At 71.9% G+C, this 26666-nt stretch carries 25 protein-coding genes; 10 read left to right on the forward strand and 15 right to left on the reverse strand.

Features of this window, described 5'->3' with window-relative positions:
- Window position 1 precedes the first annotated feature (1 nt).
- The gene (locus JW592_RS10235; RefSeq protein ID WP_209264645.1) at window positions 2-793 is read left to right on the forward strand and encodes an enoyl-CoA hydratase/isomerase family protein; all 792 of its coding nucleotides are present in this window, start codon (window positions 2-4) and stop codon (window positions 791-793) included.
- A gap of 392 nt (window positions 794-1185) precedes the next feature.
- Complete coding sequence (locus JW592_RS10240; RefSeq protein ID WP_372446480.1) at window positions 1186-1677, forward strand: ATP-binding protein; 492 nt, start codon at window positions 1186-1188, stop codon at window positions 1675-1677.
- Window positions 1678-1735: 58 nt separating this feature from the next.
- On the opposite strand, the gene JW592_RS10245 is transcribed toward JW592_RS10240, so the two are convergent.
- The gene (locus tag JW592_RS10245) at window positions 1736-2380 is read right to left on the reverse strand and encodes a dihydrofolate reductase family protein (RefSeq protein WP_209264647.1); all 645 of its coding nucleotides are present in this window, start codon (window positions 2378-2380) and stop codon (window positions 1736-1738) included.
- A gap of 262 nt (window positions 2381-2642) precedes the next feature.
- Between JW592_RS10245 and JW592_RS10250 the strand changes: the two genes are divergently transcribed.
- From JW592_RS10250 to JW592_RS10270, 5 genes are all read left to right on the forward strand, one after another.
- Complete coding sequence (locus tag JW592_RS10250) at window positions 2643-2975, forward strand: plasmid stabilization protein (protein ID WP_209264648.1); 333 nt, start codon at window positions 2643-2645, stop codon at window positions 2973-2975.
- Between the two features lie 384 nt (window positions 2976-3359).
- Window positions 3360-3896, forward strand: a complete 537-nt coding sequence (locus tag JW592_RS10255; RefSeq protein ID WP_209264754.1) for a Dps family protein — start codon at window positions 3360-3362, stop codon at window positions 3894-3896.
- A 291-nt stretch (window positions 3897-4187) separates the two neighbouring features.
- Entirely contained in the window at window positions 4188-6269 is a 2082-nt protein-coding gene (locus tag JW592_RS10260) for a SpoIIE family protein phosphatase (protein ID WP_209264649.1), read from the forward strand.
- 117 nt (window positions 6270-6386) lie between these two features.
- A complete protein-coding gene (locus JW592_RS10265; RefSeq protein WP_209264650.1) occupies window positions 6387-8147 on the forward strand; it encodes a glycosyltransferase family 2 protein in 1761 nt (586 codons plus the stop codon).
- A gap of 51 nt (window positions 8148-8198) precedes the next feature.
- Window positions 8199-9041: a potassium channel family protein gene (locus JW592_RS10270; protein ID WP_209264651.1), complete on the forward strand. Its 843-nt coding sequence runs from the start codon at window positions 8199-8201 to the stop codon at window positions 9039-9041.
- Here the strand turns inward: JW592_RS10270 and JW592_RS10275 are convergent.
- The 3 genes from JW592_RS10275 to JW592_RS10285 all read right to left on the reverse strand — a co-directional run bounded on the left by JW592_RS10275 (window position 9021) and on the right by JW592_RS10285 (window position 11974).
- Entirely contained in the window at window positions 9021-10031 is a 1011-nt protein-coding gene (locus JW592_RS10275; RefSeq protein WP_209264652.1) for an NAD-dependent epimerase/dehydratase family protein, read from the reverse strand. The two genes, JW592_RS10270 and JW592_RS10275, sit on opposite strands and share 21 nt — an antisense overlap.
- An 11-nt stretch (window positions 10032-10042) precedes the next feature.
- Entirely contained in the window at window positions 10043-10672 is a 630-nt protein-coding gene (locus JW592_RS10280) for a ScbR family autoregulator-binding transcription factor (RefSeq protein WP_209264653.1), read from the reverse strand.
- Between the two features lie 135 nt (window positions 10673-10807).
- Window positions 10808-11974: an IS701 family transposase gene (locus JW592_RS10285; RefSeq protein WP_209264654.1), complete on the reverse strand. Its 1167-nt coding sequence runs from the start codon at window positions 11972-11974 to the stop codon at window positions 10808-10810.
- A gap of 323 nt (window positions 11975-12297) precedes the next feature.
- On the opposite strand from JW592_RS10285, the gene JW592_RS10290 reads away from it, so the two are divergent.
- Both JW592_RS10290 and JW592_RS10295 read left to right on the forward strand, forming a co-directional pair.
- A complete protein-coding gene (locus tag JW592_RS10290) occupies window positions 12298-12885 on the forward strand; it encodes a TetR family transcriptional regulator (RefSeq protein WP_209264655.1) in 588 nt (195 codons plus the stop codon).
- Window positions 12886-13093: 208 nt separating this feature from the next.
- On the forward strand, window positions 13094-14119 hold the full coding sequence (locus JW592_RS10295; protein ID WP_209264656.1) for a ScbA/BarX family gamma-butyrolactone biosynthesis protein: 1026 nt from the start codon (window positions 13094-13096) through the stop codon (window positions 14117-14119).
- A 134-nt stretch (window positions 14120-14253) separates the two neighbouring features.
- On the opposite strand, the gene JW592_RS10300 is transcribed toward JW592_RS10295, so the two are convergent.
- Window positions 14254-15480, reverse strand: coding sequence for an MFS transporter (locus tag JW592_RS10300; protein WP_209264657.1), 1227 nt, complete (start codon window positions 15478-15480; stop codon window positions 14254-14256).
- A 91-nt stretch (window positions 15481-15571) separates the two neighbouring features.
- Here JW592_RS10300 and JW592_RS10305 point away from each other — a divergent pair, with 91 nt between their 5' ends.
- Window positions 15572-16474, forward strand: coding sequence for a LysR family transcriptional regulator (locus JW592_RS10305; protein ID WP_209264658.1), 903 nt, complete (start codon window positions 15572-15574; stop codon window positions 16472-16474).
- Between the two features lie 121 nt (window positions 16475-16595).
- Here the strand turns inward: JW592_RS10305 and JW592_RS10310 are convergent, their stop codons facing one another.
- The 10 genes from JW592_RS10310 to asnB all read right to left on the reverse strand — a co-directional run bounded on the left by JW592_RS10310 (window position 16596) and on the right by asnB (window position 26555).
- Complete coding sequence (locus JW592_RS10310) at window positions 16596-17156, reverse strand: NADPH-dependent FMN reductase (RefSeq protein ID WP_209264659.1); 561 nt, start codon at window positions 17154-17156, stop codon at window positions 16596-16598.
- A 118-nt stretch (window positions 17157-17274) separates the two neighbouring features.
- A complete protein-coding gene (locus tag JW592_RS10315) occupies window positions 17275-17985 on the reverse strand; it encodes an ArsR/SmtB family transcription factor (protein ID WP_209264660.1) in 711 nt (236 codons plus the stop codon).
- Between the two features lie 162 nt (window positions 17986-18147).
- The gene (locus JW592_RS10320) at window positions 18148-18441 is read right to left on the reverse strand and encodes a hypothetical protein (RefSeq protein ID WP_209264661.1); all 294 of its coding nucleotides are present in this window, start codon (window positions 18439-18441) and stop codon (window positions 18148-18150) included.
- A gap of 90 nt (window positions 18442-18531) precedes the next feature.
- Window positions 18532-19116: an NADPH-dependent FMN reductase gene (locus JW592_RS32660; protein WP_307805364.1), complete on the reverse strand. Its 585-nt coding sequence runs from the start codon at window positions 19114-19116 to the stop codon at window positions 18532-18534.
- Window positions 19117-19185: 69 nt separating this feature from the next.
- Entirely contained in the window at window positions 19186-20376 is a 1191-nt protein-coding gene (locus tag JW592_RS32665; protein WP_229375593.1) for an FAD-dependent oxidoreductase, read from the reverse strand.
- Between the two features lie 124 nt (window positions 20377-20500).
- Window positions 20501-21172 (reverse strand): serine O-acetyltransferase EpsC, encoded by a 672-nt coding sequence (gene epsC / locus JW592_RS10330; protein ID WP_209264662.1) that lies wholly within the window; start codon window positions 21170-21172, stop codon window positions 20501-20503.
- A 1-nt stretch (window position 21173) separates the two neighbouring features.
- A complete protein-coding gene (locus JW592_RS10335; protein WP_209264663.1) occupies window positions 21174-22547 on the reverse strand; it encodes a dihydroorotase in 1374 nt (457 codons plus the stop codon).
- Complete coding sequence (locus JW592_RS10340; protein ID WP_209264664.1) at window positions 22535-23665, reverse strand: acyl-CoA dehydrogenase family protein; 1131 nt, start codon at window positions 23663-23665, stop codon at window positions 22535-22537. The genes JW592_RS10335 and JW592_RS10340 overlap by 13 nt, the downstream gene beginning before the upstream one ends.
- Window positions 23635-24690, reverse strand: coding sequence for a PrpF domain-containing protein (locus JW592_RS10345; RefSeq protein WP_209264665.1), 1056 nt, complete (start codon window positions 24688-24690; stop codon window positions 23635-23637). The genes JW592_RS10340 and JW592_RS10345 overlap by 31 nt, the downstream gene beginning before the upstream one ends.
- Window positions 24687-26555: an asparagine synthase (glutamine-hydrolyzing) gene (gene asnB / locus JW592_RS10350; RefSeq protein ID WP_209264666.1), complete on the reverse strand. Its 1869-nt coding sequence runs from the start codon at window positions 26553-26555 to the stop codon at window positions 24687-24689. Before asnB ends, JW592_RS10345 begins: the two co-directional genes overlap by 4 nt.
- Window positions 26556-26666 lie beyond the last annotated feature (111 nt).

The raw sequence follows: 26666 nt of genomic DNA on the forward strand, positions 1-26666 counted from the left end.
CATGACCGACAACGAACCCAGCGGCGCCACCGCGCGCCTGGAGGTCGCCGACGGCGTCGGCACCATCCGTCTCGACCGGCCGAAGATGAACGCGCTCGACATCGCCACCCAGGACCTGCTGCGCGAGCTCGCCGAGGAGGCGTCCCGCCGCGAGGACGTACGGGCCGTGGTGCTCTACGGCGGCGAGAAGGTCTTCGCGGCCGGCGCGGACATCAAAGAGATGCGCGAGATGGACCACGCCGCGATGGTCCTGCGCTCCCGCGGACTCCAGGAGGCGTTCACCGCCATCGCCCGCATCCCCAAGCCCGTCGCCGCGGCCGTCACCGGCTACGCGCTCGGCGGCGGCTGCGAGCTGGCGCTGTGCGCGGACGTACGGTTCGCGGGCGAGAGCGCCAAGCTGGGCCAGCCGGAGATCCTGCTCGGGCTGATCCCCGGCGCGGGCGGCACTCAGCGGCTGTCCCGGCTGGTGGGCCCTGCCAAGGCGAAGGACCTCATCTTCACAGGCCGCACGGTCGAGGCGGACGAGGCCGCGCGGATCGGACTGGTGGACCACGTGGTGCCGGACGCCGAGGTCTACCAGCAGGCGCACGCCTGGGCCGCCCGGCTGGCGCGGGGCCCCGCGCTCGCGCTGCGCGCGGCCAAGGAGTCGGTCGACTTCGGTCTCGAGGCGGACATCGAGACCGGCCTGGCGATCGAACGGAACTGGTTTGCGGGCCTGTTCGCGACGGAGGACCGCGAGATCGGCATGCGCAGCTTCGTCGAGGAGGGTCCCGGCAAGGCGAAGTTCCGCTAGGCGGTGCGCCGCCGGCCCCGGGAGGGGGCGCCCCTGTCGGAAGTGTGCGGGCTGCGGGCGGGTTCGGCTGCTCGCGCGGTTCCCCGCGCCCCTGAAAGGGCGCTGTCCCGCAGGGCGCGGGAGGGGGTGGTGGGGGGTGGCGTACGCGCGGGAACAGCGAGCGCCCCACCGTGCGGGGGAATTTCCCGTGGGCGGGACACCCGCTTCCGCCGCTCACTTGTGGCGCCTTGTGATCACTTGTATACGGGATGTCATTCCAGGTCAGAGCGCGGCTGTGCGCTCACAGGGCCCCGCGGCCCCTCCCGTGCGGGGCCCTGGACCGCGCGCTTCCGCCTCTCTGGAAACCCCGGAACCGCCCCCAGGGGCTCTCACCTGCCGCCATGATGGTGGCCATGGCGGGTCAGGAAGATGTGGCGAGCGTGACCGAACGGGTTCCGGAAGACCCAGCGGAGACCTGGGACGCCGAGCCGGTGAGCACCGTTCTCGACCGGTTCGGTGATCCCACCGTGGCGGAGGTGCCGCTGCCGAATCGCCCGGAATCGGCCCGCCTCGCACGCCGCTTGGCCCAGGCCGCCCTCCAGCAGCGCTGGGCGCTCCCGACGCAGCGCACCGAGTACACGGTGCTGCTCGTCTCCGAGCTGGTCGGCAACGCCGTGCGGCACACCGGAGCGCACACCATCGGCATCCGGATGCTCCCGCGCTCGGGCTGGATCCGCGTGGAGGTCCGCGACCCCTCGCGCGGACTGCCCTGCCTGCTGCCGGTCGGTGAACTGGACACCAGCGGCCGCGGCCTCTTCCTGGTGGACACCCTCGCCGAGCGCTGGGGCGTGGACCTGCTGCCATGTGGCAAGACGACGTGGTTCGAGATCCGGGCAGCCGACTGAGGGGTCACGCGGACCAGCGGGGGATCACCGGCGATCATCGGCGATCAACCGCCTGGTGTCACCTCCGCCAGAACAGGTGGTGCGTCACTCCGCTCGGGCTGGGCACGACCTCCAGGTGGAACCGGTCGAGCAGTTCGTTGGGCGTCTCCCAGAGCCGAAGTCCCGAGCCGAGCCGCACCGGTGAGACGGCCACGTGCAGCGTGTCCACGAGGTCGGCGTCGAGGAACTGCCGGATCGTGGTCACCCCGCCACCCAGCCGGACGTCCGCGCCCTGCGCCGCCTCCCGGGCCTGTTCCAGTACCGAAGCCGGATCACCGGCGACGAAGTGGAAGGTGGTGTCGGAGAGCGTGAACGAAGGGCGCTCGTGGTGGGTCATCACGAACACCGGGGTGTGGAACGGCGGCTCGTCGCCCCACCAGCCGCGCCACTCGTGGTCCTGCCAGGGCCCGCGCTGGGGCCCGAACTTGTTGCGGCCCATGATCTCGGCGCCGATGCCGTGTGCGAAGTCCCGGGTGAAGTAGTCGTCGAGACCCCGGCTCCCCCCGGGATCGGTGCGCCCGGGCCAGCTCGCGGTGGCACCGGCCCAGGCGAACATCCTTCCCGGGTCAACATTACCGAACGGCTTTTCGAAACTCTGGTCCTCGCCTGCGGCTACGCCGTCACTTGAGACGGTGAAATTCTGGACTCTCAGTAGCTGAGCCACCTGTTCCTCCTGGTATCGACGGTGACAGTGGTCGGACTCGCCGGCTCGGCAGAACTCATCGCCGCGGCCATGGTCGATTCCTCGGCGCCCCGAAGACCAGGTGTGACGCCCGGTGCATGTGGAACCCGGGCGCTGAAGCGTGCCGGTGCGGTCGCCGTCCGGACCGCGAGAGCGGAGTATGGAAACGGTCGAAAGCGCCGATAGCGGACAGACGCCCGGCAGTCGACCGCGACAGCACCACACCGCAGAACACGGAGGAACCATGCCTGCAGGGTCGAACCGCAAGCGCGAGCGTCAGTACGAGCACATCAAGGAAGGCGCCAAGCGGCAGGGCGCCTCCACCGGGCGGGCCAAGGAGATCGCGGCCCGCACGGTGAACAAGGAGCGCGCCCAGAAGGGCGAGGCCAAGCGGGCCAGCCGCACGTCTGTGCAGGACAAGCCGGCCCCCAAGCGCGGAGGCCAGCGCTCCGGCAACCGCACGGGCCCTGCGGGGCCCACCCGGGACCAGCTCTACAACGAGGCCAAGCAGCGCGGCGTCAAGGGCCGCTCCCACATGAACAAGGACGAACTCCAACGGGCACTCGGCCGCCGCTGACCGCCCGCGCATACGGCGTGACCCGCACGCCGACCGATACGTGCACCGTGCCCCGCCGGTCCCGTCCCGCGCGGGGTCGGCTCCCTTCCAGTGCCGGTCCGCCCCCCAGTGCAGGTCGTTTCCCGGCCGACCGGCCCCGCAACCGGCAACCGGCAACCGCAGCATTTGTCCACGTCACGGGAGGCAACCGCATGCAGCGCACGGCCCGCGAGGTCGTACGGGCGCATGAGCACGCGTACGCGGCCGCGCAGCAGCGGCACTCGCCCGACGACTGACCGTCATCCGACCCTTTCTGACTACCGCCAACTACCGAGCTTCCGAGGATTGGAGCGCACCGTGGCAGCACACACCAACGGATCGAAGCCGTCCTACACCGTCCCGGGCATGTCCACGGCCGACGGTGGCAGCGTCATCCAGCTCCTGCGGATGCGGCTGCACGCCCTCAACGACCTGGCGCTGACCCTGAAGCATGTGCACTGGAACGTGATCGGACCGCACTTCATCGCCGTCCACGAGATGCTCGACCCGCAGGTCGAGGCCGTCCGCGAGATGATCGACAACACCGCGGAGCGCATCTCCACGCTGGGCGGCTCCCCCTGGGGCACCCCGGGCGTGCTGGTCGCCGAGCGGACGTGGGGCGACTACACACTCGGACGGGCCGAAGCCATCGAACACCTCGGCGCCCTCGATGTCGTCTACACCGGTGTGATCGAAGACCACCGCAAGGCGGTCGAGGCCACCGACACCTCCGACCCGGTCACCCAGGACCTGCTCATCGAGCACCTGCGGAAGCTGGAACTCTTCCAGTGGTTCGTCCGCGCGCACATCGAGAGCTCCGGCGGCAAACTGTCGACGGGCCCGCACGACTCCGAGTCGGACGCCGCCGAGAAGGCCGCAAGCCAGGCCCGCGGCAAGCCCTGATCCCGGCCGCCCCTCAGGGCTCCCGCCCCTCAGGGCCCCTGCTCCTGCGGGCCCCCGCCCCGGCGCGGGGGCCCGCAGCTGTCGTGGCGAGGGGCCCGCAGCTGTGGCGGCGAGGGCCGGGGGTCGCTCACACCTGCCGGCCACTCACGCTTACGGGTCACTGCCGTGTTCCTCGACGGGCGGCGGGGGACCGGTCCCCGCATCATGGGGGAGGTGGCCCCGCCAGGCGCGCCGCCGTGGCTGTCGCCGAGCGGGGACTCAGCACTGGGGCCACGCGATCGGGAGACAGCGATGCACCGCTTCCGCGAACCGAACACGGGGCCCACCCGGCACGGGGACCCGCCGGTCGCCGCCCATGTCGCGCTGGCCGTCAACGGCATGGGCAGCTTCTGCTGGGACCTGCCCACCGGCCAGATGCGGTACGACGACTCGGGGCTCGCGGTTCTGGGGTTCAAGCCGGGGGAGTACGACAACCGGCCGGCGACCATCGCCGAGCGGATGCTGTCCCAGGAGCTGCCCGAGATCCAGGCGCAGGTGGGCCGGGCGCTGAAGGAGCGGTCGGGCTACAGCCTCTACTTCCGCGTCCGCCTTCCTGACGGCTCGCTGCGCTGGACGCACACACAGGCCACCGTCATCTGCGACGACACCGGCAGACCGGCGCAGGTCATCGGGATCATCCGGGACGCCAGCCAGGAGCTTCGGGCGATCGACCAGACGCGGGAGCTGCGGCAGGCCAAGAGCGACCGGCGCCGGCAGGCCCACATCGTGGGGCATGTCAACGACGCGCTGGCCCCCACCGTGACGGTCGACGATGTCGCCGAGGCCCTCACCACCACCCGGCTGGTCCAGCGGCTCGGCGCGGCCAGCATCATCCTGGGGCTGGTCGACGGCGGGCGGATGGAGCTGGTGGGCTCCAACGGCGTACCCGACGACCTCATCCGCGACTTCCACCTCTCCCGCATCGCCTCCCCGCTGCCGCTCAGCGAGGCCGTTCGCAGCCGGGAGCCCGTCTTCGTCACGGACCGTGAGGAGTTCGCCCAGCGGTACCCGGGGCTGCGCAGATATCTGGAGCTGATCCCCCGGACCACTGCCGCCGTCTTCCTCCCGCTGATCGCACACGACACCCCCATCGGCGCCGTCGGCCTCTCCTACGAGGGCAAGATCCGCTTCACCCACGACGAGCGCACCGTGCTCACCGCGCTCAGCAACACCATCGCCCAGTCGCTCCAGCGGGCCCTCCTCTTCGACCAGGAACACGAACTCGCCGCCGGACTCCAGACGGCGATGCTCCCCGGACACATCCCGCACGTGCCCGGGCTGGCCATGGCGACCCGCTACCGCCCGGCCAGGGCCCGCGGCGGTATCGGCGGTGACTGGTACGACGCCGTCACGCTGCCCGACGGCCGGATCGCCGCCGTCGTCGGCGACGTCCAGGGCCACGATGTGACGGCCGCCGCCGTGATGGGGCAGCTCAGGATCGCGCTGCGCGCCTACGCCGCCGAAGGACATCCGCCGCTGACCGTCATGGCCCGCGCCTCGGCCTTCCTCGCCGAGCTGGACACCGACCGGTTCGCCACCTGCCTCCTGGTCCTGTTCGACCCCCGTACCGGGGTGGCCGTCAGTGTCCGCGCCGGACATCCGGAACCCGTGCTGCGCCGGCCGGACGGCAGCTGCGTCTGGGTCGACAGCCCTACCGGGCTCCCCCTGGGACTGGCCGCACCGTCGGCCCAGCCCCCGTACACGATGTCCGAGACCTTGGTGGAACCCGGTTCCACTCTGCTGCTGTTCACCGATGGCCTCATCGAGTCCCGCACCCAGGACATCGACGAGGGCCGGGCCCGACTGCTGGACGCGGTACGGTCCGGACCCGTACGCCCCGATGCGCTCGCCGACCATCTGCTGCGCACCATGAACGGCTTCACCGGAGAGGAGGACGACGTCGCGCTGCTGCTTCTGCGCCGGCCTTCGGGCAGGCGGGCCGCGGCGCCGCAGATGGCCGTCACCATCTCGCCGGGCGATCCGCGCTCTCTGCACGCGGCACGGCAGGCCCTGCGCACAGCGCTGCAGCGCTGGTCGATGGGCTCCCTCGCCGACACCGCCGAGCTGCTGGCCAGCGAGATGGCGACCAACGCGCTGCTGCACACCGAGGGCGACGCCACCTTGACCGCACGCCCGGTGCGCGACGGCGGCCGTGCCCTGCGGATCGCCGTCACCGACAGCTCACCCGCCTCCCCGCAGCGCCGGGCCGCGACGGAGCAGTCCACCTCGGGGCGCGGCCTGATGCTCATCGAAGAGCTCGCCACCGACTGGGGCGTCGAACCGCGCGGCAACGGCAAACGAGTGTGGTGTGAGATCCCTCTGAATCCGTACTAGGCCGCTGACCCGGACACGGTCGTTCCCACACGCTGAACACCGGCACACGGTGATTGACAGCCGGTCCGCGGGGCACCCGGGCGGGACGCCGCAGACGACCGGAGGAAAGCCGCCGCAGTGCACACCGCAGAACCGCCCGCGCGCCAGGAGCCCGTCAAAGTCAGCATCGTCGTCCCCACGTACAACACCGGGCAGACGGTCCTCACCGGGCTGCGCTCCTTCCTGGCGCAGACCATGCCCCGCTCCGCGTTCGAAGTCATCTACGTGGACGACGAGTCGAGCGACGACACCGTGGCGCTGCTGGAGGACGAGATATCCCGGCAGGGCGCCGAGGCGACGGCGCGCGTGGTACGCGCCGAGCACTCCGGATGGCCCGGGCGCCCCCGCAACACCGGGACGGACCTGGCACGGGGCGAGTTCGTGCACTATGTGGACGACGACGACCATCTGGCGCCCGAGGCCCTGGAGCGGATGTACGCGCGCGCCCGTCAGACCGGTGCCGACATCGTCATCGGGCGGATGGCCGGCCACGGGCGGCAGGCACCGCGTGCCCTGTTCGAGAAGCCGATGACCTCCTGCGACCTGCGCACCGACCCCGCGCTGCTGGCCTCCATGACGGTGCACAAGCTCTTCCGCCGCGCCTTCCTGCGCGAGCACCGGCTGCGCTTCCCCGAGGGGAGGGTCCGGCTGGAGGACCACATGTTCACGCTGCGCGCCTTCCTCCTCACCGACCGGGTGGCCACGGTGCACGACTACACCTGCTACCACTGGGTGCGGCACACCGACGGCCGGCACAACGTCAGCTACCGGACCATCGAACCGGGCCCCTACGTGGAGAGCATCCGGCGGGTCCTGGCCGTCCTCGACGCGCCGGACACCTATGTGCCGCCGGGCCGGCACCGCAACCGGCTGGTCGCCAAGTGGTACGGCAAGAAGGCGCTCGACCGCATCGCAGGGAAGCGGCTGCTGGACCAGCCTGCCGAGCGCCGGGCCGAGTGGATCGAAGCCGTCGGCGCGCTGGCCGCCGAACTGCCGCCGGAGGCGGACACAGCGCTGCCCACCCGGCTGCGGATCGTGGCCGCCCTCGCCCGGCACGGCGACCACGCGCTGCTGGAGGAGCAGGCGCGGTTCGAGGCGGGCATCGCGCACCGGCCCAGGGTGGAGTCGGCGTGGTGGCGGGAGGACGGCCGGCTGACGGTCCGCTGCTCGGCGCTGCTGGTACGGGGCAAGGGCAGGAAGACCGCACCGCTCGCCTTCGTGCGGGACAGCGAGCGCCGGGTGCTGCGGCTGCCGTCGCGGGTCGCCGCCGTCCAGGAGGCCGCCGCGCGTGCCGACTTCGCCAAGGCCGTACGGCGCAGCAACGTACGGGGCCAGGTGCGCCACCGTGAGGGCGGCACCGTACTGAACCTGCCGACCACCTGGCGGGTGGTCGAGCTCCCGGTGGGGGAGGAGCACGAGAGGCGCGGATACGAAAACGGGGATGGAAGCGAGCGGGCCGCGGCCGGACGGCGGTGGGCGAGGGCCCTGCGGGAACGGTCGGCGGCCCTCTTCGCGAAGCCGGCCGCCCGGCTGCCGGGAGCCGGCCGCCGACGCGGCCGGGATCGGCAGGACCTGTGCACGCTGCGGTTCGAGGCGGAGTTCACCGTGGACCCGGCCACGGCCGACCACGGCCGCGGCCTGGCGGCCGGCACCTGGGACGTGCGCTTCCAGGTGGGCTGCGGCGGCTGGCGCAGCTCCCAGCCACTGCGCGGCCACACCGTCGAGGTACCGGAACCCACCGGCGAGCACGCCGGGCACGCCGGGCGCACCGGGGAGGCCGCCGGGCGGGTGCCGTCTCCCCGGCGCCGCCGGGAGGCCGGCACGGCGGCCCGCACCTGAGGCCGGGAGCCGAGCCGGCCGCCCGGCGGGCTCGGTATCGTGCGGCCCGTGATGGACGAGCGCGCAGACACCTCTCAGCCGGAGACCTTCGCTGCCGCCAAGGCGGCGCCGGAGCCGCCGCAGCGGTTCTCGGCGGTGGATGTCGCGCTGACGGGCGCGGTGCTGGTCTTCCTCGTGGCGTACGCCTGGCCGATACTCCAGCCCGACCTGAGCCACGGCTGGCGGACCGCGTGCGTCTGGGCCGGCTGGATCACCTGGGGCGTCTTCGCCCTCGACTACGTGGTCAGGCTGGTGCGCGCCACCGACCGCCGGGCCTACTTCAAGAGCCATCTGTTCGCGCTGGCCACCGTGGTGCTGCCGGTGTTCCGACCGCTGCGGATGCTGCGTCTGCTGACGGTGATGAGCGTCCTCAACCGCCGCGCCGCCGTCACCCTGCGGGGCCAGGTGACCACCTACGCGGCCGGAGCCACCGGGCTGCTGATGCTCTGCGGCGCGCTGGCCGTGCTGGACGCCGAGCGCGGCGCCGAGGGTGCCACCATCGAGAGCTTCCCCGACGCCGTCTGGTGGACCTTCGCCACCGTGACGACGGTCGGCTACGGGGACTACTACCCGGTGACGCCCACCGGACGGCTGGTCGCCGTGCTGCTGATGATCGCGGGCATCGCGGTGCTGGGTGTGGTGTCCGCCTCTCTCGCCTCCTGGTTCATCGAACGCGTCTCGGCGGCCGGCGCCGAACAGGAGACGGCCACCCGCCAGGAGATCAGCGAGCTCACCGAGATCGTCCGTGCCCAGCAGCGCCAGCTGGAAGAGCAGCGCGCTCTGCTCACAGCTGCGGGAGTCTCCGACAACGAGCACCGCGACCTGGGCGCCCCGTCAGCCGGCCGAGGACGGTGACGCCGACGAGCCCGGCGGCACCGGCCGGCGGGGCGGGTGGTCCCGCAGGTGGGCGCGGTACCACTCGGCGGTTTCTCCGGTCAGCCGAGCCACCGGGCCCGGCCCGGGAGGGCAGGCTGCTCGCTCCCAGATCTCGTCACTGCGGTACCAGTGGTCCCGCGCCAGGAGGGAGAACTGGCGCTCGCTGACGGTGCCCTCGCTCGTGCGCAGCTCCGTCAGGCACTCCTCCCAGCTCAGCTCGCGTGGCGGGGGCTCGGGAAGAACGTTGTGCCGGATCAGCGCTGTCAGCAGGTCGCGGAGCCGGACCGGGTCGGGGTGACTGGCGTGGTGGACGCCGGTCGGCACCCTGGGCCCGAGCGCCAGTTCGGCGGTGAGGCGTGCCAGGTCCTCCACCATGACGGCCGAGGATCTGGCCCGTCCGCCGTCCCAGTGGCCCGGCACCCGGCCGGACAGCTCCGCCAGCGCCGGCACCACCCAGCGGTCACCGGCTCCCAGGACCAGGCCGGGGCGCAGCACGACGGCGTCGGCCTCCAGCGCGGCACGTTCGCCGAGGAGCCGGGTGCGGCTGGCCGCGGACACGGGACGCGGGGCGAGTTCGCCGACAGCGGGGCCGCGGTGCGGACCGGGGCCGTACACGGCGGCAGTCGACAGGTGGACGACCCGGTCGACGCCGCTGCGCTGCGCCTCGGCCATGACCGCCTCCGTACCACGGACGTTGACGGCGGCGCAGGTGTCCTCGTCGCCGCTGACGCGCGAGGCGGTGTGGATGAGGGTGTCGGCTCCCTCGGCCGCATCGTGGAGCGCGTCCGCCCGCGTCAGGTCCGCCTCCCACCACTCCAGCGCGGGGTGTGAGGCGGCTCGGGGCGGCAGGGCGCGGGTGAGCGCCCGTACCGTGATCCGGGACGTGTCGGAGCGGCGCAGAAGTTCGCGCAGCACGGCCGAGCCGATGAAGCCGGTGGCGCCGGTGACCAGAACGCGGCGATTCCTCATACGGCGATTCCTCAGGCGGAGATGAGGTCCTTGCGGGCCGGGTCGATGACGTAGTGGGTCAGCATGAGGGGCGGGACGATGCTGGGCAGCAGATAGCGCCACATGGTGACGACCTGCTCGGCGAGGTCGGTACGGGCCGTGGCGATGTCGGACATCACCTGGGTGCCGGTGTAGCTGGCCACGACGAACCGTGCGAAGGACGCCTCATCAACTCCGGGCAGGAGCTCACCGCGGGCACGGGCGGCGACCAGTTCCCGTTCGAAGATGCTGATCCACCACCGGTAGGCGGTGTAGTCCTGCAGCCCGGACTCGCCCTGCTCGACGGCGAGCCGTACCCCGGCGCGGAACCGGATGTTGCTGGTGAACTGGCCCGTGAGATACATCGTCAGATCGATCAACTGCTGTATGCCGCCGGGCTGTTCGGGGATCTCGAGCGCGGAGGACTGGGTGTGGATGACGGCGCGGGCCAGATCGGCCTTCGACCGGAAGTGGAAGTACATCGCCCCCGCGGTGACGCCGGCCCGCGACAGGATCTTGTTGATGCTCGCGCCCGCGAACCCGTTCTCGTCGAAGACCCCTGCCGCCGCGTCGAGGATCAGTTCGCGAGTGTGTACGGCACGATCCTGCTTGGGCCTTCGCATAGCAGCCACCCCCGGCAAATAAAACGAACACCCGCTATCTAACGCCATGAAAGTCTCCCGCGCCACCCCTGCCCCAAGGAGTCCGGTGATCCGCGACCGGCCACCGAGGCCAGGGGCGGGTGGGTGCCGGAGTGCTCAGGCCACTGTCTCCAGTGCGGCGCGGAACGGATGGCGCTCGTCCGCGGCCAGCAACCGGTAGGCACACGCGGCGGAGACCATCGTCATATGGCGGTGCCAGCCGGGGAACGAGCGCCCCTCGAAGTCGTACAGACCGAGCTGCGCCAGGACGTCCGTGCTGGGGGCCGCGACGTCGTGGCGGGCCAGCAGCCCGGCGGCGCGCTCCAGCGCCGAGCCCTCCATGCCGGTCAGCCACACACGGCGCGTGCTCTTCTTCGACGGCCGGTGGGTCATCAGCCGCAGGGCGAGGGAGGATCCGGGGACGTGTACGACGGCCGGGGCGATCAGTAACCGCTCCCGGTGACCGGGGGACTCGTCGGCCCAGCAGCCCGTCAGCCGCAGGATCTCACCCGCGCTCCTCGCCCCCGCCAGGCGCGCCGCGTTCAGGCCGGGCGCTGAGCGCAGCAGGCTGACGGTCAGCGGGGTCGAGGCCGGCACGCTGATCGCGAAGTCCCGCCGCCGGTGGCCGAGATGGGAGATCAGCGTGAACGCCGCGGCGCCGGTGGTGGTCGCGGTCAGCACCGGTTGCCCGGCGCCCGCTTCGGCGGCGGGGGAGGTGAGCAGCTCACGCGCCACCTCGTGCGGGGAGCGGAAGGCGTACTCCTCCGGGACGTAGGTGCGCTCGCGCAGTTCTTCGTCCTCGCTCCAGCGGCCGGGCAGATGGAGCTGCCAGTCGACGGGAACGGCACCGTGGTCGGTGGCCAGGAACAGCCCCAGCGCCCACTGGCAGCTGACGGTCCTGTTGCTCGCGGGGTCGAACCGCCGGTGCACCCCTACGGAGCACCGGCCGCGCTTGGGGATCAGCGTCGGCGCCAGGATCACCCCGCGCACCCGCGCCCGCTGTGCGCACCAGAGGGCCAGGTTCCGGCGCACCGGCTCCCACTGCCAGGTGCTCGCGTTGATGATCTGGTGCAGCGACTGCCACGCGGTGTCCGACGCACCGACGGTCCAGCCCATGTTGCGTAACGACTTCTTGCCCGGCGTGCTGAGCAGCCCTCTCAGATAGGCCCCGGCCCAGCGGCGCTGGTCGGCGCGGGGGAGCCCCTGGAAGAGATGGTGTGTGAGCTCTTCCGTCACTTGGTGCGGGACAGGTCCGGTGGAACCGGTCCCGTGGACCTCGGCCATGGCGAACTCCCCCTCTGTACGCAGTGTGCGTGGGTGTGACGCCCGAAAAGAATAGCGAACACCCTCTATGTTTTTGAACCCCTCCGCCCCAGCAACGCCCCGCCACGCTCCGAAGGTTGGCCGGTAGGGCCGCTTGACCTGCCAAAGCTGCACAAGCGTTGGGCCGAGGGCCGCGCCTCCTCCGTGCCTGAGGGTTAGCGTTCGCAACAGCGCAAGGTCGCATGTCGGGGGTTACGAACGGGGCCGGCCCGGTACTCATCAGACAGCGGCGGTCCCGCTCACCACGGGGTCCGGAGAGAGAGATCGGTGAGAGGGGCATCAAGGTGAGGCAGGAGCGAGCCACCGTCACACGGGAGCGCCTACTGCGGGCGGCGGCACTGGAGTTCGCCCAGTGCGGCTACTCGGGCACGTCCTTGCAGGCGGTCTGCCGTACGGCGGAGGTCTCCATGGGTGCTCTCACCTTCCACTTCCCGGCCAAGAGCGCTCTCGCGGCGGCGGTTGCGCGGGCGGGTGCCGCCCAGGCGCGCTCGCTGGCCGACCGCGCCGCGGCCTGCACCGGCGATTCGCTGGCGGCCGTCGCCGGGCTCAGCTGCAAGCTGGCGTCTCTCCTGGCGCGCTGTCCCCTGGCGCGTGCGTCGGCCCGCCTGGACAGCGAGCAGGTCGCTGCCGCCGGCGCGTGGAGCGAGGCATGGGGGCCCGCCGTCCGGCGGCTGCTGCAGCACGCCTGCGAGGAGGGTCAGCTGTCCACCGAGGTCGCGGTGGAGACCGTCATCCAGCTGAACGCGCACCTGCTGCACGGCGTGGCCGTCGCCCTCCGCAAGTTCCCGGAGGGCGGGGCCGCGGAGCACCTCGAGCGGATCTGGGCCGCGGTCATGTGCGGATTGCGCACCTCCTCGTCCGCCGCGGGTTGAGGCGGCGCGCTGTCCACCCGCCCGGAATCGGCCCTGCTGAGGCGGGCAACCAGCGCTCGGCAAGGGTGAGTTGGCGCCTTGGTCCACGCGGCTCGCGCCTTCGCCGAGGCGGCTCCGATGTCTCGACAAAAAAAAGAACGCCCTCTATGTTGTGGCCCAGGAAGCACCTTGTGCAGCACATGCACCACGAGGGAAAGGATGCTCTGACGTGCCCGAGCCCGAGATGGCCGGCGGACCGGCCGTTCGACAGACAGCTCTTCCGCAGGAACTGGTCCACAAGCACAACAAGGACGAGGTGCTGCTCACCGACTGGCGGAAGATCGACGCAGAACGCTTCGAGGTGACCGCGCGCTGGCCGCGCGATCACGGCTTCTACCTGAGCGATCAGGGTGTCCACGACCCGCTGATGCTCGCCGAGACCGTCCGGCAACTGCTTCCCCTGCTCTCGCACGTCGCCTATGACGTGCCGTTGGGGCACCACCTGATCTGGGGCGACTTCACCTACAGCGCCGACGCGGAGGCATTACGGGCCAGGGACCGCCTGGCCGAGGTCCGCTTGGTGGTCCAGTGCAGCAGCGTGACCGGCCGGGGCGGCCGTGCCGCCGGAATGCTGCTGCGCGCGGAGATATTCCGCGGCAGGGAGCGGGTCGGCGAGGCCGCAACGCGCTTCTCCATCCAGAACCCCGCCGTCTACAAGCGCCTGCGTGGTGCGCAGGGCGATGTGCGCCAAGCCATGGCCGACGCCGCGCCGCCCGCGCTCCCGGTGCCGGCCCAGTGGGTGGGCCGGACGTCTCCGTACGATGTCGTCCTCTCCCCCGGAGGAGCGCCAGGCCGCTGGCAGCTGTGTGTCGACACCAGCCACCCGGCTCTCTTCGACCACCCGGTCGACCACGTGCCCGGGATGCTGCTGCTGGAGGCGGCCCGGCAGGCGTCGCAGTTGATCGCCTACCCGCAGCCGGTGGTCCCCGTGGCCATGCGAACCGAGTTCTACCGCTATGTGGAGTTCAACGCTCCTGCCTGGGTGGAAGGCCAGGCGCTCTCGACGGACGCGGAGCGCCGCTCCCGCGTGCGGATCACCGTACGGCAGAACGACACGGTCTGCTGTTCCACGGACGTCACCGTGGAACGAGTCCTCACCCCGGCGGCGGTGCTGGCGGGTGACGGGCCCCTGGCGGACTGGAGCGAGGCCGAGCCGAGGGTGGCCCGGGAGAGGCTGGCGCCCGCGGTGCTGTGACCCGGCGGCAGGAGAGCGGTACGGCTCCGCGCTGCGCGGCCGAAGCCCTCGCGGGCGGAAAGTGCTGTGGCCCGCTGAGTCATGGCTCAGCGGGCCACAGCCGCGCTCGCCCGTCCCCGGGCGACGGGGCCGGATCACCTGGCACGCAGGCGCTCCAGGGCCCACAGCGCGATGCTCCCGGCAGCCAGGACGCCACCCAGCAGGCACACGCCCGCCCAGCCGCTGCCGGCCCAGACGACGGACGCCAGTGCGGCGCCTGCGGCGCCACCGATGAAGAAGCACGTCATGAACCCCGAATTGATGCGGTTACGGGCCTCCGGGCGCAGCGCGTAGATGACGGACTGACTGCTGTTGAGCACCGCCTGGAGCGCCAGGTTCAGCGTGACGACGCCGACGGCCAGCCACAGCACCGAGTGGCCACCCGCGAGCAGCAGCAGCCACGAGACGGTCAGCAGCAGGGTTGCGGCGCCGGACACCTTCTGGACATGGCCCGCGTCGGCCAGCCGTCCAGCGCCCGTCATCCCCAGCACACCCACCGCACCCACGAGGCCGAACAGTCCGATGGCGGCCTCGGTCCAGCCGAAGGGCGGCCGGGCGAGGAGGAAGGTCAGAGCGGTCAGCTGGACGCTGTACGAGGCTTGGGCCAGTGCACCGATCCCGGCCCGCCACCGCAGCACCGGCTCCTCGCGCAGCAGCACGACCGTCGAGCGCAGCAGGCCCGGGTAGGAGAGTGTGGCCCCGCTGCGCAGCCGCGGCAGCCGGTTGTGCAACAGCAGGGCCATGCCGGCCATCAGGACCGCGTTCACCCAGTACACGGTCCGCCAGCCGCCCAGTTCGGACAGCGCCCCGGAGGCGGTACGGGCGATGAGGCCGCCCAGCAGAATGCCCGACATCACGACGCCGATGGCGCGGCCCCGCCTGTCCGGCTCGGCCAGTGTGGCCACGAACGGCACGACCACCTGGGCGCCGACGGACGCCAGGGCTGTCAGCACGGTGCCCGCCAGCAGCACCGGCCCGCTGGGCGCGCCCGCGGTCATCAGCAGAAACAGGGAGGTGACGGCGAAGAGGGAGACCGCCAGCCGTTTCCGGTCCACCACGTCGCCCAGCGGGACCAGGAGTATCAAGCCCAGCGCGTATCCCGCCTGCGACGCGGTCACGATCAGCCCGGCGAGGGTGGAACTGATGTGCAGGTCACGGCTGATGAGGTCGAGGAGCGGCTGTGCGAAGTAGTTTCCGGCGACGGACAGCCCGACCGCCACGGCCATCAGGAAGACCAGGCCACGGGTGAGCGGGGGTTTCGGGGTTCCGGAGGGGGTCGGTGCCCGGTCCGGGGAGGCGGTTTGCGGTAGTGGGGATGTCATGTACCGAGCGTCCCGGGCCACGGAAAATGAGTCCAACACATCTTTTTCATTCAGAACATGACGAATCACGATCCACGGGCAGGGTGGAGTCATGGAACTGCAGCAGATGCGCTACGTCGCCGCGATCGCTGAGACCGGGAGTTTCACCCGTGCCGCCGAGCGCTGCCTCGTCGTCCAGTCGGCGCTCAGCCATCAGGTCGCACGGCTGGAGAAGGAACTGGGAGCCCGGCTCTTCGAGCGCAACAGCCGGATGGTGAGGCTCACGGACGCCGGGAGGGCGTTCTTACCCGCGGCGCAGCAGGCCGTGGACGCCGCGGAGCGAGCGCGGGCCGAAGTGGCCGCCACGGTCGGCGAAGTGAGCGGCAGGCTGGCCATCGGGACGATACCGACCGTGGCGGCCGTCGACCTCCCGGCTGAACTGGGCAGGTACCGGGTGCGCTATCCGAGGGTGCACATCACCGTGCGCAGCGGCTCCAGCGAGGACCTGGTCGAAGAGGTCCGGGCCGGCTCTCTCGACCTGGCCTTCCTCGGTGTGCTCCCGGGCTTCCGGCCGAAAGGCGTGCGGGACATGGAGCTGGCGACGGACGAACTCGTCGCCGTCGTGGCGCCCGGGCATCCGCTCGCGCGGGCGCCCGAGGTGGACCTGGCTCGCCTGGCCGAGGAGACCTTCGTCGACTTCGCCGAGGGCTCCGCAGCCCGCTCCCAGTCCGAGGAGGCGTTCCAGGCGGCGGGCCTGGCCCGCCAGGTGGCGTTCGAGGTGACAGGGGTCGAGTTCCTGGCCGCCTTCGTCCGCAACGGCCTGGCGGTCGGTATGCTCCCCTCCGCTTTCGTCGCGGAACTTCCCGGCGTGTGCCGGCTCTCCGTGCGGGACGCGCCCGCCCGGGTCGAGCGCCTGGCGTGGGGTCGGTTCCGCCCGTCGCCCGCCGCCGGGGCCTTTCTCGCCGGCCTCGGCGTCACGCCCGGCCGCGGCCGGGCCGACGGGGCCGGGGGCTGAGCGACAGCGCGCGGACACACCAGCCCCCCTCGGCCCGTGCAGCGGGATACCGCAGGGCGCGAGGGGGACTGCGGCGCGGGAGCGTTACGGGGGAGGCCACCGCGCCGGTCCAGGGGCCGCGTCATGCGGCAGCGGCGCGTGCCATTCCGGCCAGCTTCTCCACGAGGGTTCGGAGCAGGTCGACGCTGGTCTCGTCGGTGAGGTTGCCGGCGTCGTCGATGCGCTCGTGCGCGCGGAAGACCATGACCTCCGGCTGCGCCACGATCCTGGCGTCCAGCGACAGGAAGACCTGACGGAGCGCCAGCTGCGCGCGGCTGGTGCCGAAGTTGCTGGGCGAGGCCCCGGCGATGGCCACGGTCTTGCCTTGGAGCGAGGACCGTCCGGCAGGCCGGCTCGCCCAGTCCAGGGCGTTCTTGAGGACGCCGGGGAACGAGCCGTTGTACTCGGGGGTCACCACCAGGAGCGCGTCGGCGGCATCGATTCGCCGGCGCAGGTCCGCCACGGGCGCGGGGGGCGGGCCGGTCTCGAAGTCCTCGTCGAACGGCGGGATGTCGCGCAGCCCTTCGTAGATCCCCACGTCCACGCCCTTGGGCGCGTGCTTCTGTGCGGCCTGGGCGAGCGCGCTGTTGTAGGACCGGGCCCTGAGGCTGCCGGAGATGGCGAGTACGGATACCTCACGCATGGAAGCCACTCCTTTCGTGAAATCTAAAGATCTATAGAATAATGCCCGTCGAACGGTCGGGGCAACCGGCTCCGACGGCGAAATTCCGTTCGAGAGCGCTGAGTTGACGCCCCCCAGGTCAGGCCGAACGGCTGGGAGGAAGGCCGGCGGAGTGGTCGGCGTCGGCCTCCCCGTCCGTCACGAGCGGCTTTCCCGCCCGCTGCCAGCGAGTGATGCCCCCGTCCAGCGGGCGTGCGCTGAGCCCACTGCGGCGCAGGCTGCGCACGGCGTCGGGCGACAGCACACAGTAGGGGCCGTGGCAGTAGGCGATGATCTCCACGTCCTGGGGGAGCTCGCCCACCTTCTCGCTGATCTCCTCGGCCGGCAGCGAGACCGCGCCGGGCACATGGCCCTGGGCGTAGTCCCGGGCCGGACGGACGTCCAGCACCATCACCTCGGGATCGTCCAGGTGCGACTGGAGCTCCTCGACCGTCACCGGCCGCAGGCTCTCCGGGTCGCCCAGCAGGTCGCCGATGGCCAGACGGAGGTCCGCGAGCCGGTCCTCGGCGCAGGACTGGAGCGATCCGAGCAGCTGCGACACCTCGGGCCCGGCGAGGCTGTAGTAGATGTGCGTGCCCTGGCGCCTGCTGCGCACCAGATTGGCCTCCCGGAGCTGGCGGAGCTGCGCCGAGGTGTTCTTCAGGCTCACGCCGGCCGTCTCGGCGAGGCTGTCCACGTCGCTCTCGCCCCGCTCCAGCAGGTCGAGCAGCCGCAGCCGCACCGGGTTGGCCAGCGCCTTTCCGATCCGTGCCAGCTGGGTGTACACCTCGATCTCGATGAAGTCGCTCACTACTGTCCTCCCAAGCCGGCCTGCGGGAGAACGGTAGCCGGTGCCGCATGGGAACCGCGGACCGTCCCGGGTCCGGGGCACGCGGAGGCTGCCGCCACGCACGGCAGTCTCCGCCTGCTCCCTCCCTCGGCGGCGGGCCGCGGGGCCGTCGGTCGTGGACGGCTACGCCTGCCCGGGGGCGGTCGCCAAGACGTCGGCGACCGTCTCCTGGTGGAAATTCACGGCGCTGCACCAGCCGCCGATCGTCAGCCGGAACCAGACGTCGCTGACGATGGTGCCCTCGATGACCTCGTCGCCCGTCACCCACCGCTCGGCCTCGTAGGACGTCCCCTCGTCGGGCAGCAGCAGCCGGATGACGGGGCTGTCCAGCGACGGGCCGGAGCGGACATTGGCGTCGCGCCAGATCGGGCCGATACCTGCCGTGCCTTCGGTGCGCGGGTGCTGTTCAGCGGACATGATTCTCCCTTTCGAAGTGGTGGCATCGGTACGCTGCGGTTGCTCCCGCGCCCCCGGAAGACTGCCCGGACGGGTGCGGGAGAGGGCCTCTCATGTGCCGGCCCCGACCGACTCGGGCAGCTCACCGGCCCGTACGAGGGTCGAGGACAGGACCTGACAGACCATTTCGGTCAACTTCTCCCTGTGGTGCTGCTCGGCCACCTCGTCCCCCGGGGCCAGGACGCCGGCGTGCGGCACCACTACGCCGAGGGGCGTGGGCCAGCCGCGTAGCGCGTGGGCGATGTCGCGGAGCGTCCCCAGCGTGGAGACCGCGCCCTGCGTCCCTGCGCCCACCGCGACGCAGCCGATGGTGCGGCCGTCCAGGAAGGGGCGCGGCTCGCCCAGGTCGTTGGTGTAGTCGAGGGCGTTCTTGAGGAGCCCGGAGAGCGTCCCGTGGTACGTCGGCGAGATCAGTACGACCCCGTCGGCGCGGTCCAGTTCACCGAGGAACTCCCGGATGGCCCCGTGGCTGTCCGACAGCCCTGGCCGGTAGAACGGGAAGTCGAGCTCGCCCCCCGTGAAGACCCGGGCCGTGGCGCTGCGTTCGGTGCACCTGTCGGCGCACCACTGGGCGATCCGGTCGGACGTGGAGCCCGAGCGGAGGGAACCGCTGACGAGGACTACATGGGGTGTCACCACTGCTCTGCAACCTTCCATACGTGGGATCGGGGCGTGCGCGCGCCCCGAGGACAGTCAGGGCGGTCCCTATCCGGCGAGATCCGCCGGGGCGGGCTCGGCGGGCCGCCAGCCGTGCACCTCGTCGGCAGCCGCGTCCTTGCGGCCGGCCGTACGTATGAAGGCGTTCCGCTCCGCCTCCTGGGTCCGGCTCGCACCCTGGTCCAGGGAGCCCTGGCGGCGCGAGGCCAGCACCACCTTCGCGGTCCGATCCGTACGCTCCCGCTCGTACGCGGCCAGCGCCGCCCGGGTGTCCGGCTCCGCGCCCAGGTGGCCGGCCAGCACGACAGCGTCCTCCAGCGCCATGTTGGCGCCCTGGCCCATGGCGGGGACCATGGGGTGCGCGGCGTCGCCCAGCAGCACCGCGCGGCCGTCCACCCAGCGGTCGACGGGGTCGCGGTCGTGGATGTCGGCCACCGTGATGTCCTCAGCCATCCGGACCAGCCGCACCAGCGACTCGTGCCACCCGCCGAGCAGACCGGCCAGTGCGAGCTGTGCGCGCTGAGGTGACCTCTCCGGCCAGACGCCGGGCCTGGCGGTGATCTTGCAGGTCCAGTACAGCGTGTCCCCGCCGACGGGGGCGACGAACAGCTGGACACCGCGGCCGTTGGCGACGAACGACTGCTGCGGCAGCCCCGAGCGGGACGTACGCCCGCGCACCGAGGTGTAGCCCCGGTACTGCGGCGGGCCGTCGTCCAGCATCCGGCGGCGGATCGTGGAGTTGATACCGTCCGCCGCGACCAGGACATCGGCCCTGAGCGTGGTTCCGTCCCGGAGGTGGACGGCGACCTCGTCGGCGCCCGAGGCGTACCCCGACACAGCGGTGCCGAGCCGCAGATCGGCGCCCGAGGTGACGGCCTCGTCGACCAGCGCTGCCTGCAGGTCGGTGCGGAGGATTGGGATCTGCGGCGCCCCCAGGCGCTCGCTCTGGTCACCGATCGGTTCCTCGGCCAGCACGCGCCCGGTCTTGTCCATCAGCAGCCGTACCTCGCCGGGCTGTACGACGTGCCCGGCGGCGCGTACCCGGCCGCCGAGCCGAGGGCTGATCGCGTCGGCCGCCGCGACCCCGTTGGGGTACAGCACAAGGCCCGAGCCGACATCACCGATGTGCTCGGCGCGCTCCACGACCGTCACCCGGGTACCCGCTCCGGCCAGCGCCGCGGCTGCGGCGAGCCCGCCGATACCGCCGCCGACGACGACCGCGCTGCGTTGATTCGGCATCTTCACACTTCCCTGTCTTCAGCGTTTTCAGCTTTTCGGCGTTTCGGCGTTTCAGCGTTTCGAGCGTTCTCGGCTTGCCGGCGTTCTCGGAGTCTTCGGGACTCAGCGCCCGCCGACTGCTGGCTCAGGCACTACGGTTGCCGTGGATGACAGGCGTCGTCCGGCTCATGACGTCGGCGTGCGGTGCCCGCACATGCGCGCGGCTGGGGACATCGCGCAGGACCAGCGCCTGCGCGCCGATCACCGCGTGGTCGCCGACCGTGACAGGACCCAGCACGCTGGCGTTCGCGCCCACGGTGACGCCGTCGCCGAGCTTGGGGTGCCGCCGTGCCGACGGGTCGTCCGTTCCGTTCCACCAACCCGTGGACCCGAGCGTGACCTGGTGGAAGAGGGACACGTCGTCGCCGATGACGACGGTCTCGCCGATGACGACGCCACAGCCGTGGTCGATGAAGAACCGCCGTCCAACCGTGGCGCCCGGATGGATCTCGATGCCCCCGGTCAGCACCCGCGCGGCCATGCACAGCCCGCGCGCCGTCCGCACATGGCGCCGGTTGTAGAGCCGGTGGCCGAGCCGGTAGACGGTCACCGCCAGCACGCTCGGATGCAGCAGGGCCTCGGACCTGGTGCGCACGGACGGGTCCCGTTCGACGACGATGTCGAGCTCTTCCCGGATCCGCCGCGCAAGGCGCCGTCGGCGGCCGACGGCCGCCCGGCCGCCCGAGTGGCCGGACTCGTCGCAGGCGCTGGGCACGCTTTTCGGAGAGGAGCGGCGGAGCACACGCAGAGATGCCATGTCAGACCTCCTCCGCGCCGAGCAGCTGCCCGTCATAGGCGCCGAACGACCGGCTCTCCAGGTCCCAGACGACCCGGCCCGCCCTGAGCGTGCGCAGCACCTGACCGGTCATCGTCCAGCCCTCGTACGCCGACCAGCCGCACTTGGCGTGCAGCTGGTCCGAGGAGAGCATCCAGGTCGCCTCCGGCGCGAAGATGGCCAAGTCGGCGTCCGCGCCCGCCTCCAGCCGGCCCTTGCCCGGCAGCCGGAAGAGCTCGGCGGGGCCGCTCGCCAGGTGCCTGACCAGTCGGCAGGCCGCGGTGTCCGGGTCCTCCTCGGGCCACCGCCGGCGCATGCCCGTCCACACCGCGACGGCCAGCTCCTGCACCCCCGGCAGACCGGGCGGCGACTGCTCCACCGACCGCGTCTTCTCCTCGACGGTGTGCGGCGCGTGGTCGCTGCCCAGCGTGCTCGGCAGCCCCTGGCGCAGCGCCTCCCACAGCCTGTCCTGGTCGGCCTGGCCGCGGATCGCGGGCGAGAGCCTGGTGCGTGCCCCGAGCCTCCTGGTGTCGGCGTCCGTGAAGGACAGGTGGTGGCCTGTCACCTCGAAGGTGACCGGGAGTCCCGCGGCCTGCGCGGCCGACACCAGATCGGCCTCCTCCGCGCTGGACAGGTGCAGGATGTGCGCCCTCGCACCGTGGCGGCGGACCAGCTCGACGACCCTGGCGACGGCCGCGATGGTGCCGGTGCGCGGGCGGTGCGCCTCGTAGTGTCCGTAGCTGCCGGGCGCTCCTTGCCAGCTGTCGAGCAGTGCGAGCAGCTCGCCGTCCTCGGCGTGCAGCACGAGCTGCACCCCGGACTGCGCCGCGGCGATGAACGCCTTCTCCAGCTGGGCCGGGTCCCGTACCACGGTAGGCGCCGTGTGGTGCCCCGCCATGAAGATCTTCGCGCTCGTGGCGACCTCGGGAGCCAGTTCGGCGAGCAGTTCGGGGCGCTCGGGGTCCAGACCGATGTGGAAGCGGTGGTCCACCAGGGAGTGCCCGCGGACCAACCCGGCCTTCTCCCACAGCGCTTCGGGGCTCAGGGTGGGCGGCACCGTGTTCGGCATGTCAAGCACGGTCGTCACCCCGCCCGCCACCGCGGCCCGGCTCCCGTGCTCCCAGTCCTCCTTGTGCGTCAGTCCCGGGGTGCGGAAGTGCACATGGGAGTCGATCAGACCGGGCAGGACGTAGGCGTCCCCGGCGTCCAGCCGCGTGGCTCCGGCCGGCCGGCTGTCGGCGTCCGTGACTGCGAGGATGCGGCCGTCTCCGATCAGGACGTGACCGGCCCGCACGCCCTCGGGAGTGACCAGTTTCCGCCCGGAGACGACCAGCTCCACGCTGTTCAGCTCTGCCATGACACTGCCACCAGCTCTCTGCACACGTCGTTGGTCGGCCCCATCAGGGCCACGGCCCTGGCATCGGCCAGCACCCTGTTCAGGCGCGCGCCCGTGGTGTAGCCGGCCGACCCCAGCATCCGCGCTACGTCGAGGCAGATCTCCTCCGCGGCTGTGGAGGCGTACAGCTTGCTGAGCAGCGTGGTCGTCCCGGGGTCGGGCGCCGTGCGGGCTCCGGCCCGGTCGACGATCGCGTGTGCCGCCTCCAGCCGCGTCGCCAGCTCGGTGAGCCGGTGCCTGACATGCGGCTTGTCCAGCAGGCCCCGCCGCCGAAGGTGCTCCACCGCCAGACCGAGCGCGGACCGGGCCGTTCCGACGGCGACCGCGCCGAGCGTCGCACCCGACTCCCTGACCCCGGCGATGATCTCGGGCGCCCGTCCCTCGTCCCCGAGCCGGTCCTCGTCCGGGACGACGCACTCGCTCAGTGAGACGAAGCCTGTGGCGGAGCCGCGCATCCCGACCAGGTCCAGGCTCAGATCGGGGACGATCCCCGGGTTGTCGCTCCCGACCAGGAAGAAGGTCTGTCCGCTGCCGCCGTACACCCCTTCGGCGTCCTCGTCGGGCTCCGCGCTCTGCACGAGGACGAGATAGAGGTCGGCCACGGAGGCGCCCGTGGTGAACGACTTGGCCCCGTTCAGCACCCAACTGCCGTCCCCGCGGCGTGTGCCGGTGCTGCCCAGTCGCCGCTTCGCGGCTCCGGCGCCCGTCTCGCTCCACGCCGAGGCCGCCAGGCAGCTGCCGTCGGCCAGCCCGGGCAGCAGCTTCTCACGCTGCCGCCGCGTGCCCCACTCGGCGATACGGGCGCTGACGGCGAAGTGCTGGAAGGCGATGATCGCCACCGAGGCGTTGAGTGCCGCCAGCTCCTGGACGATCGCGTTGACCTCGGCCGGGCCGCCGCCCGCGCCGCCGAACTCGCGCGGCACCGCGGCCGCGAGCAGCCCCGATGCGCGCAGTTCCTTCAGCAGGTCGCGGTCGGGCTCTCCGGACACCTCGGCCAGATCGGCCGACTCGCACAACCGTTCGCGCAAGGTCGGGCCGAGCCGGTTTCTCAGATGGATATCGCTGACAACGCCAGACATTTGGCGACCCCTTCGAACTGCAGATGGGCGAGTGGTTCGAGGACAAAGGAGCCCTGGAAGGTGACACGCTTGTGGGCCACGGCGGCCCACTTCAGCGCCGGTGCACCGTCCGCAGAGCCCATGGCGGCCGTCACCGCGGTGCGGCCGCCGGGCGTGACAATGTCGAGGAGCCCGTCGACGTGGCCCGTCTCCTGGGCCACCTGCCAGGGCACCGTTCCGGGGATCTGGGCCGCCGTACCCAGGCACACGGCGCCGGTGAGGGCGATGGTGGGGTGCCAGGCGGGCACGGAGAGCGCCCGGGCGGCGATCAGGCTCGACTCCACCGGCAGGACGGCCGCGATCTTGGGGAACGCGCCCTCGGGCGGCCAGCCGAGCAGCTCCGCCGCCGACCTGCGGATCTCCGTCATCCGCTCGAACAGCCCGGCGCCCGCGGCGAACAGCTCTCCCGGGTCTCCGACGCCGAGCTCACGGGCGTCGACGAACGCGTAGGCGTTGCCCGAGGAGACCAGCGACACCTCGTGGCGACCACCGCCGGTGTCGAGCGTGGTGCGAGCGGTCGCGGTCGGCAGCAGCTCCTCGACGGGTACCGAGCCCGGCCGGACGAAGTAGACGGTGAAGTGTGTCTCGTCGCGGTCGGTGCCGTCGATCTCGCACACGACGCTGTCACCGTTGTTGAGCACGTTCACCCGTACCCGGTCGCCCGGACGCAGCTTCGGCAGCATTCCCGCCCGCTCGGCCGCCGTGACACCGGAGAGGATCGAGTGGCCGCACGACCCCCGCAGGTCGAAGCTGTCGGGCGCGTTCGGCAGGGCCTGGACGAACCGGTAGTCCAGGTCGAACATCGGGTGCTGGGAGGGCTGCACCAGCGCCATCTTCAGCACATGCCCGCCGCCGGCCTCCGTCAGATAGGCGCGGGTCTCGGCCAGGGCTCGCAGCAGCGACTCCTTGTCCTGCGGGAGCCGGCCGGCGTCCAGGACGACGGTGGGGCACGGACTGCCCGCCGCGTACGCGAGATGGCCGATCATGCCGCCACCGCCGTGAGCGGGCTGTGCGGCGCCTCGCTCTGGAACTGCTCGCGCCACACCTGGTGGATGAGCAGCGCCCACAGGGTCAGCGCCGCGGTGTCGTCCGGCCGTTCGGCCTGCTGGACGAAGAGCCGTCCGACCGCCTCCGGGTCCAGCTGCCCGGCGTCGGCGAGCCGCTTGGAGTGCAGCACGTCGCGTGCGTACTCCCACAGCGGCCGGCCGGGCCCGAGCATCGCCGTGATGGGCAGCGTGAACGGCTGCTTGGGACGGTCCAGCAGCGGCTGCGGGACAAGCCCCGCCGCGGCCCCGTACAGGGTGCGCTTGACGCGGCCGCCGCTGATGCGCAGCGCGTCCGGAAGCCTCCGCCCCGGCCCCACGATGCTGCGCTGACAGAACGGCAGCCTCGCCTCGACGGAACTCGCCATGCTCAGGTGGTCGACACGGCGCAGGTGGTAGGCGGGAAGCCGGAAGTCCAGCTCGAAGCGGGTGATGCGCTCCAGCACCGAGCCCGGACCGTCGCGCAGGGACCCGAGAGCCTCCTCGGGCAGCGGGGAGCGGCCGCGCAGGAACCCCCGGTACTCCTCGGTGTAGAGGCCGTGGCGCAGGCGCGCCGGGACGACGGCGAGCGCGTCCAGGTACCCGGACAGCCAGTCCCGCCCCGCGTCCGCCGCCTGGGCCGCTGCTCGCATCCGCGCGTAGCCGCCGAACACCTCGTCCGCCGCGTCGCCGGTCAGTGCCACCTTGAAGCCGGCGGTGCGGATCGCGTCGAACAGCGCGTAGGTGCTGAGGGTGATCGGGTCTGCGTTCGGCTGGCCGAGGTGCCATACGACATCCTCGACCATCGAGGGAAAGGCCGCGGGGTCGATCTCCACCTGGTGGTGGACGGTACCGGCCTCCCGCGCCGCCAGCTCGGCGAAACGGCGCTCGTCGAACGGCCACGATCCGCGGTAGGCGATGTTGAAGGAGTGCACCGGACCGCTCCTGGCCGCGAGGGCTGTCACCAGGCTGGAGTCCAGTCCACCCGAGGTGACCACGGCGACGGGGACGTCGGCCGTCAGCAGCCGCTCGACCTCTGAGCCCAGGTTCCGCCGCACCGCCGCGGCGGCCGCCGTCTCGTCGCCGGGCGCGCCCGGGACCGGCGCTGAGGCGTTCGAGGCACCTCCGGGGCCGGTGTCGCCCAGGTGGTGGAGCTCTCCACGGTCCGCGGTGCGGTGGACGACCCGCGGCGCCTCGCCCCAGGGCACGGTCATCGTGGTGGCGGGCGGCAGCACCCGTACGTCCTCGAACATGGTGCGTTCGCCGAACGGCGTCTTCGTGGCCAGATAGGCGTCAAGTCCCGGCTCCCAGGCCCGCGTCCGCGCGCCCCGGAAGCCGAGTAGCGCGGGGATCTCGGAGGAGAAGTGCAGCGACCGTCCGGCCGCGTCCCACCGGTAGTAGAGCGGCTTCATGCCCGCGTGGTCCGTTGCCAGCACCAGCGTCGGGCTGCCGCGCCGATCGAGGACGGCCACGCTGTACATGCCGTCGAGCTCTTCGGGGAACCGCTCGCCGTACTCGGCGTAGAGCGCCGGGATGACGTTCCCGTCGCAGCGGTCGGGGAAGTCGTAGCCGCGTTGCCGCAGCCGGGCACGGAGCGCGTCGTGGTTGTAGATCTCGCCGTTGAAGACGGCCTTGATCCGGCCGTCCAGGTCGTAGGGCTGCTGACCGCCGTCGAGATCGACGATCGCCAGCCTGTTGTTGCCCACGCCCCAGCCCGCGGCGCGGGCCGTGCCGGTGCTGTCGGGCCCTCCGTGCCGTTGCAGCGCGGCGACGGTTCGTACTTCGCTCGGTGAAGCAGTGGTATGAAAATAGCCGTATATCCGGCACATTTGAGCTGTCCTCCCGTTGATGGGCCCCGTTGCGCTGCGCGCTGACGAGCGCAGCGGGGCGGTGGAACGGCGGGGCCGTGTCGCGTACCGCTGCTGGGGCCGACTCGGCCC

The organism is Streptomyces spirodelae, from assembly GCF_017676385.1.
GTDB classification, from domain to species: Bacteria; Actinomycetota; Actinomycetes; order Streptomycetales; family Streptomycetaceae; genus Streptomyces; species Streptomyces spirodelae.

Excerpts from the sequence above, each read along its gene's own strand:
- JW592_RS10280 (WP_209264653.1), bottom strand. The coding sequence starts at position 10,672 with ATGCGAAGGCCCAAGCAGGATCGTGCCGTACACACTCGCGAACTGATC.
- JW592_RS10340 (WP_209264664.1), bottom strand. The coding sequence starts at position 23,665 with ATGTCTGGCGTTGTCAGCGATATCCATCTGAGAAACCGGCTCGGCCCG.
- JW592_RS10250 (WP_209264648.1), top strand. The coding sequence starts at position 2,643 with ATGCCTGCAGGGTCGAACCGCAAGCGCGAGCGTCAGTACGAGCACATC.
- JW592_RS32665 (WP_229375593.1), bottom strand. The coding sequence starts at position 20,376 with ATGCCGAATCAACGCAGCGCGGTCGTCGTCGGCGGCGGTATCGGCGGG.
- epsC (WP_209264662.1), bottom strand. The coding sequence starts at position 21,172 with ATGGCATCTCTGCGTGTGCTCCGCCGCTCCTCTCCGAAAAGCGTGCCC.
- JW592_RS10270 (WP_209264651.1), top strand. The coding sequence starts at position 8,199 with ATGGACGAGCGCGCAGACACCTCTCAGCCGGAGACCTTCGCTGCCGCC.
- JW592_RS10335 (WP_209264663.1), bottom strand. The coding sequence starts at position 22,547 with ATGGCAGAGCTGAACAGCGTGGAGCTGGTCGTCTCCGGGCGGAAACTG.
- JW592_RS10275 (WP_209264652.1), bottom strand. The coding sequence starts at position 10,031 with ATGAGGAATCGCCGCGTTCTGGTCACCGGCGCCACCGGCTTCATCGGC.
- JW592_RS10260 (WP_209264649.1), top strand. The coding sequence starts at position 4,188 with ATGCACCGCTTCCGCGAACCGAACACGGGGCCCACCCGGCACGGGGAC.
- JW592_RS10240 (WP_372446480.1), top strand. The coding sequence starts at position 1,186 with ATGGCGGGTCAGGAAGATGTGGCGAGCGTGACCGAACGGGTTCCGGAA.
- JW592_RS10285 (WP_209264654.1), bottom strand. The coding sequence starts at position 11,974 with ATGGCCGAGGTCCACGGGACCGGTTCCACCGGACCTGTCCCGCACCAA.
- JW592_RS10305 (WP_209264658.1), top strand. The coding sequence starts at position 15,572 with ATGGAACTGCAGCAGATGCGCTACGTCGCCGCGATCGCTGAGACCGGG.
- JW592_RS10345 (WP_209264665.1), bottom strand. The coding sequence starts at position 24,690 with ATGATCGGCCATCTCGCGTACGCGGCGGGCAGTCCGTGCCCCACCGTC.
- asnB (WP_209264666.1), bottom strand. The coding sequence starts at position 26,555 with ATGTGCCGGATATACGGCTATTTTCATACCACTGCTTCACCGAGCGAA.
- JW592_RS10310 (WP_209264659.1), bottom strand. The coding sequence starts at position 17,156 with ATGCGTGAGGTATCCGTACTCGCCATCTCCGGCAGCCTCAGGGCCCGG.
- JW592_RS10235 (WP_209264645.1), top strand. The coding sequence starts at position 2 with ATGACCGACAACGAACCCAGCGGCGCCACCGCGCGCCTGGAGGTCGCC.
- JW592_RS10320 (WP_209264661.1), bottom strand. The coding sequence starts at position 18,441 with ATGTCCGCTGAACAGCACCCGCGCACCGAAGGCACGGCAGGTATCGGC.
- JW592_RS10300 (WP_209264657.1), bottom strand. The coding sequence starts at position 15,480 with ATGACATCCCCACTACCGCAAACCGCCTCCCCGGACCGGGCACCGACC.
- JW592_RS10255 (WP_209264754.1), top strand. The coding sequence starts at position 3,360 with ATGTCCACGGCCGACGGTGGCAGCGTCATCCAGCTCCTGCGGATGCGG.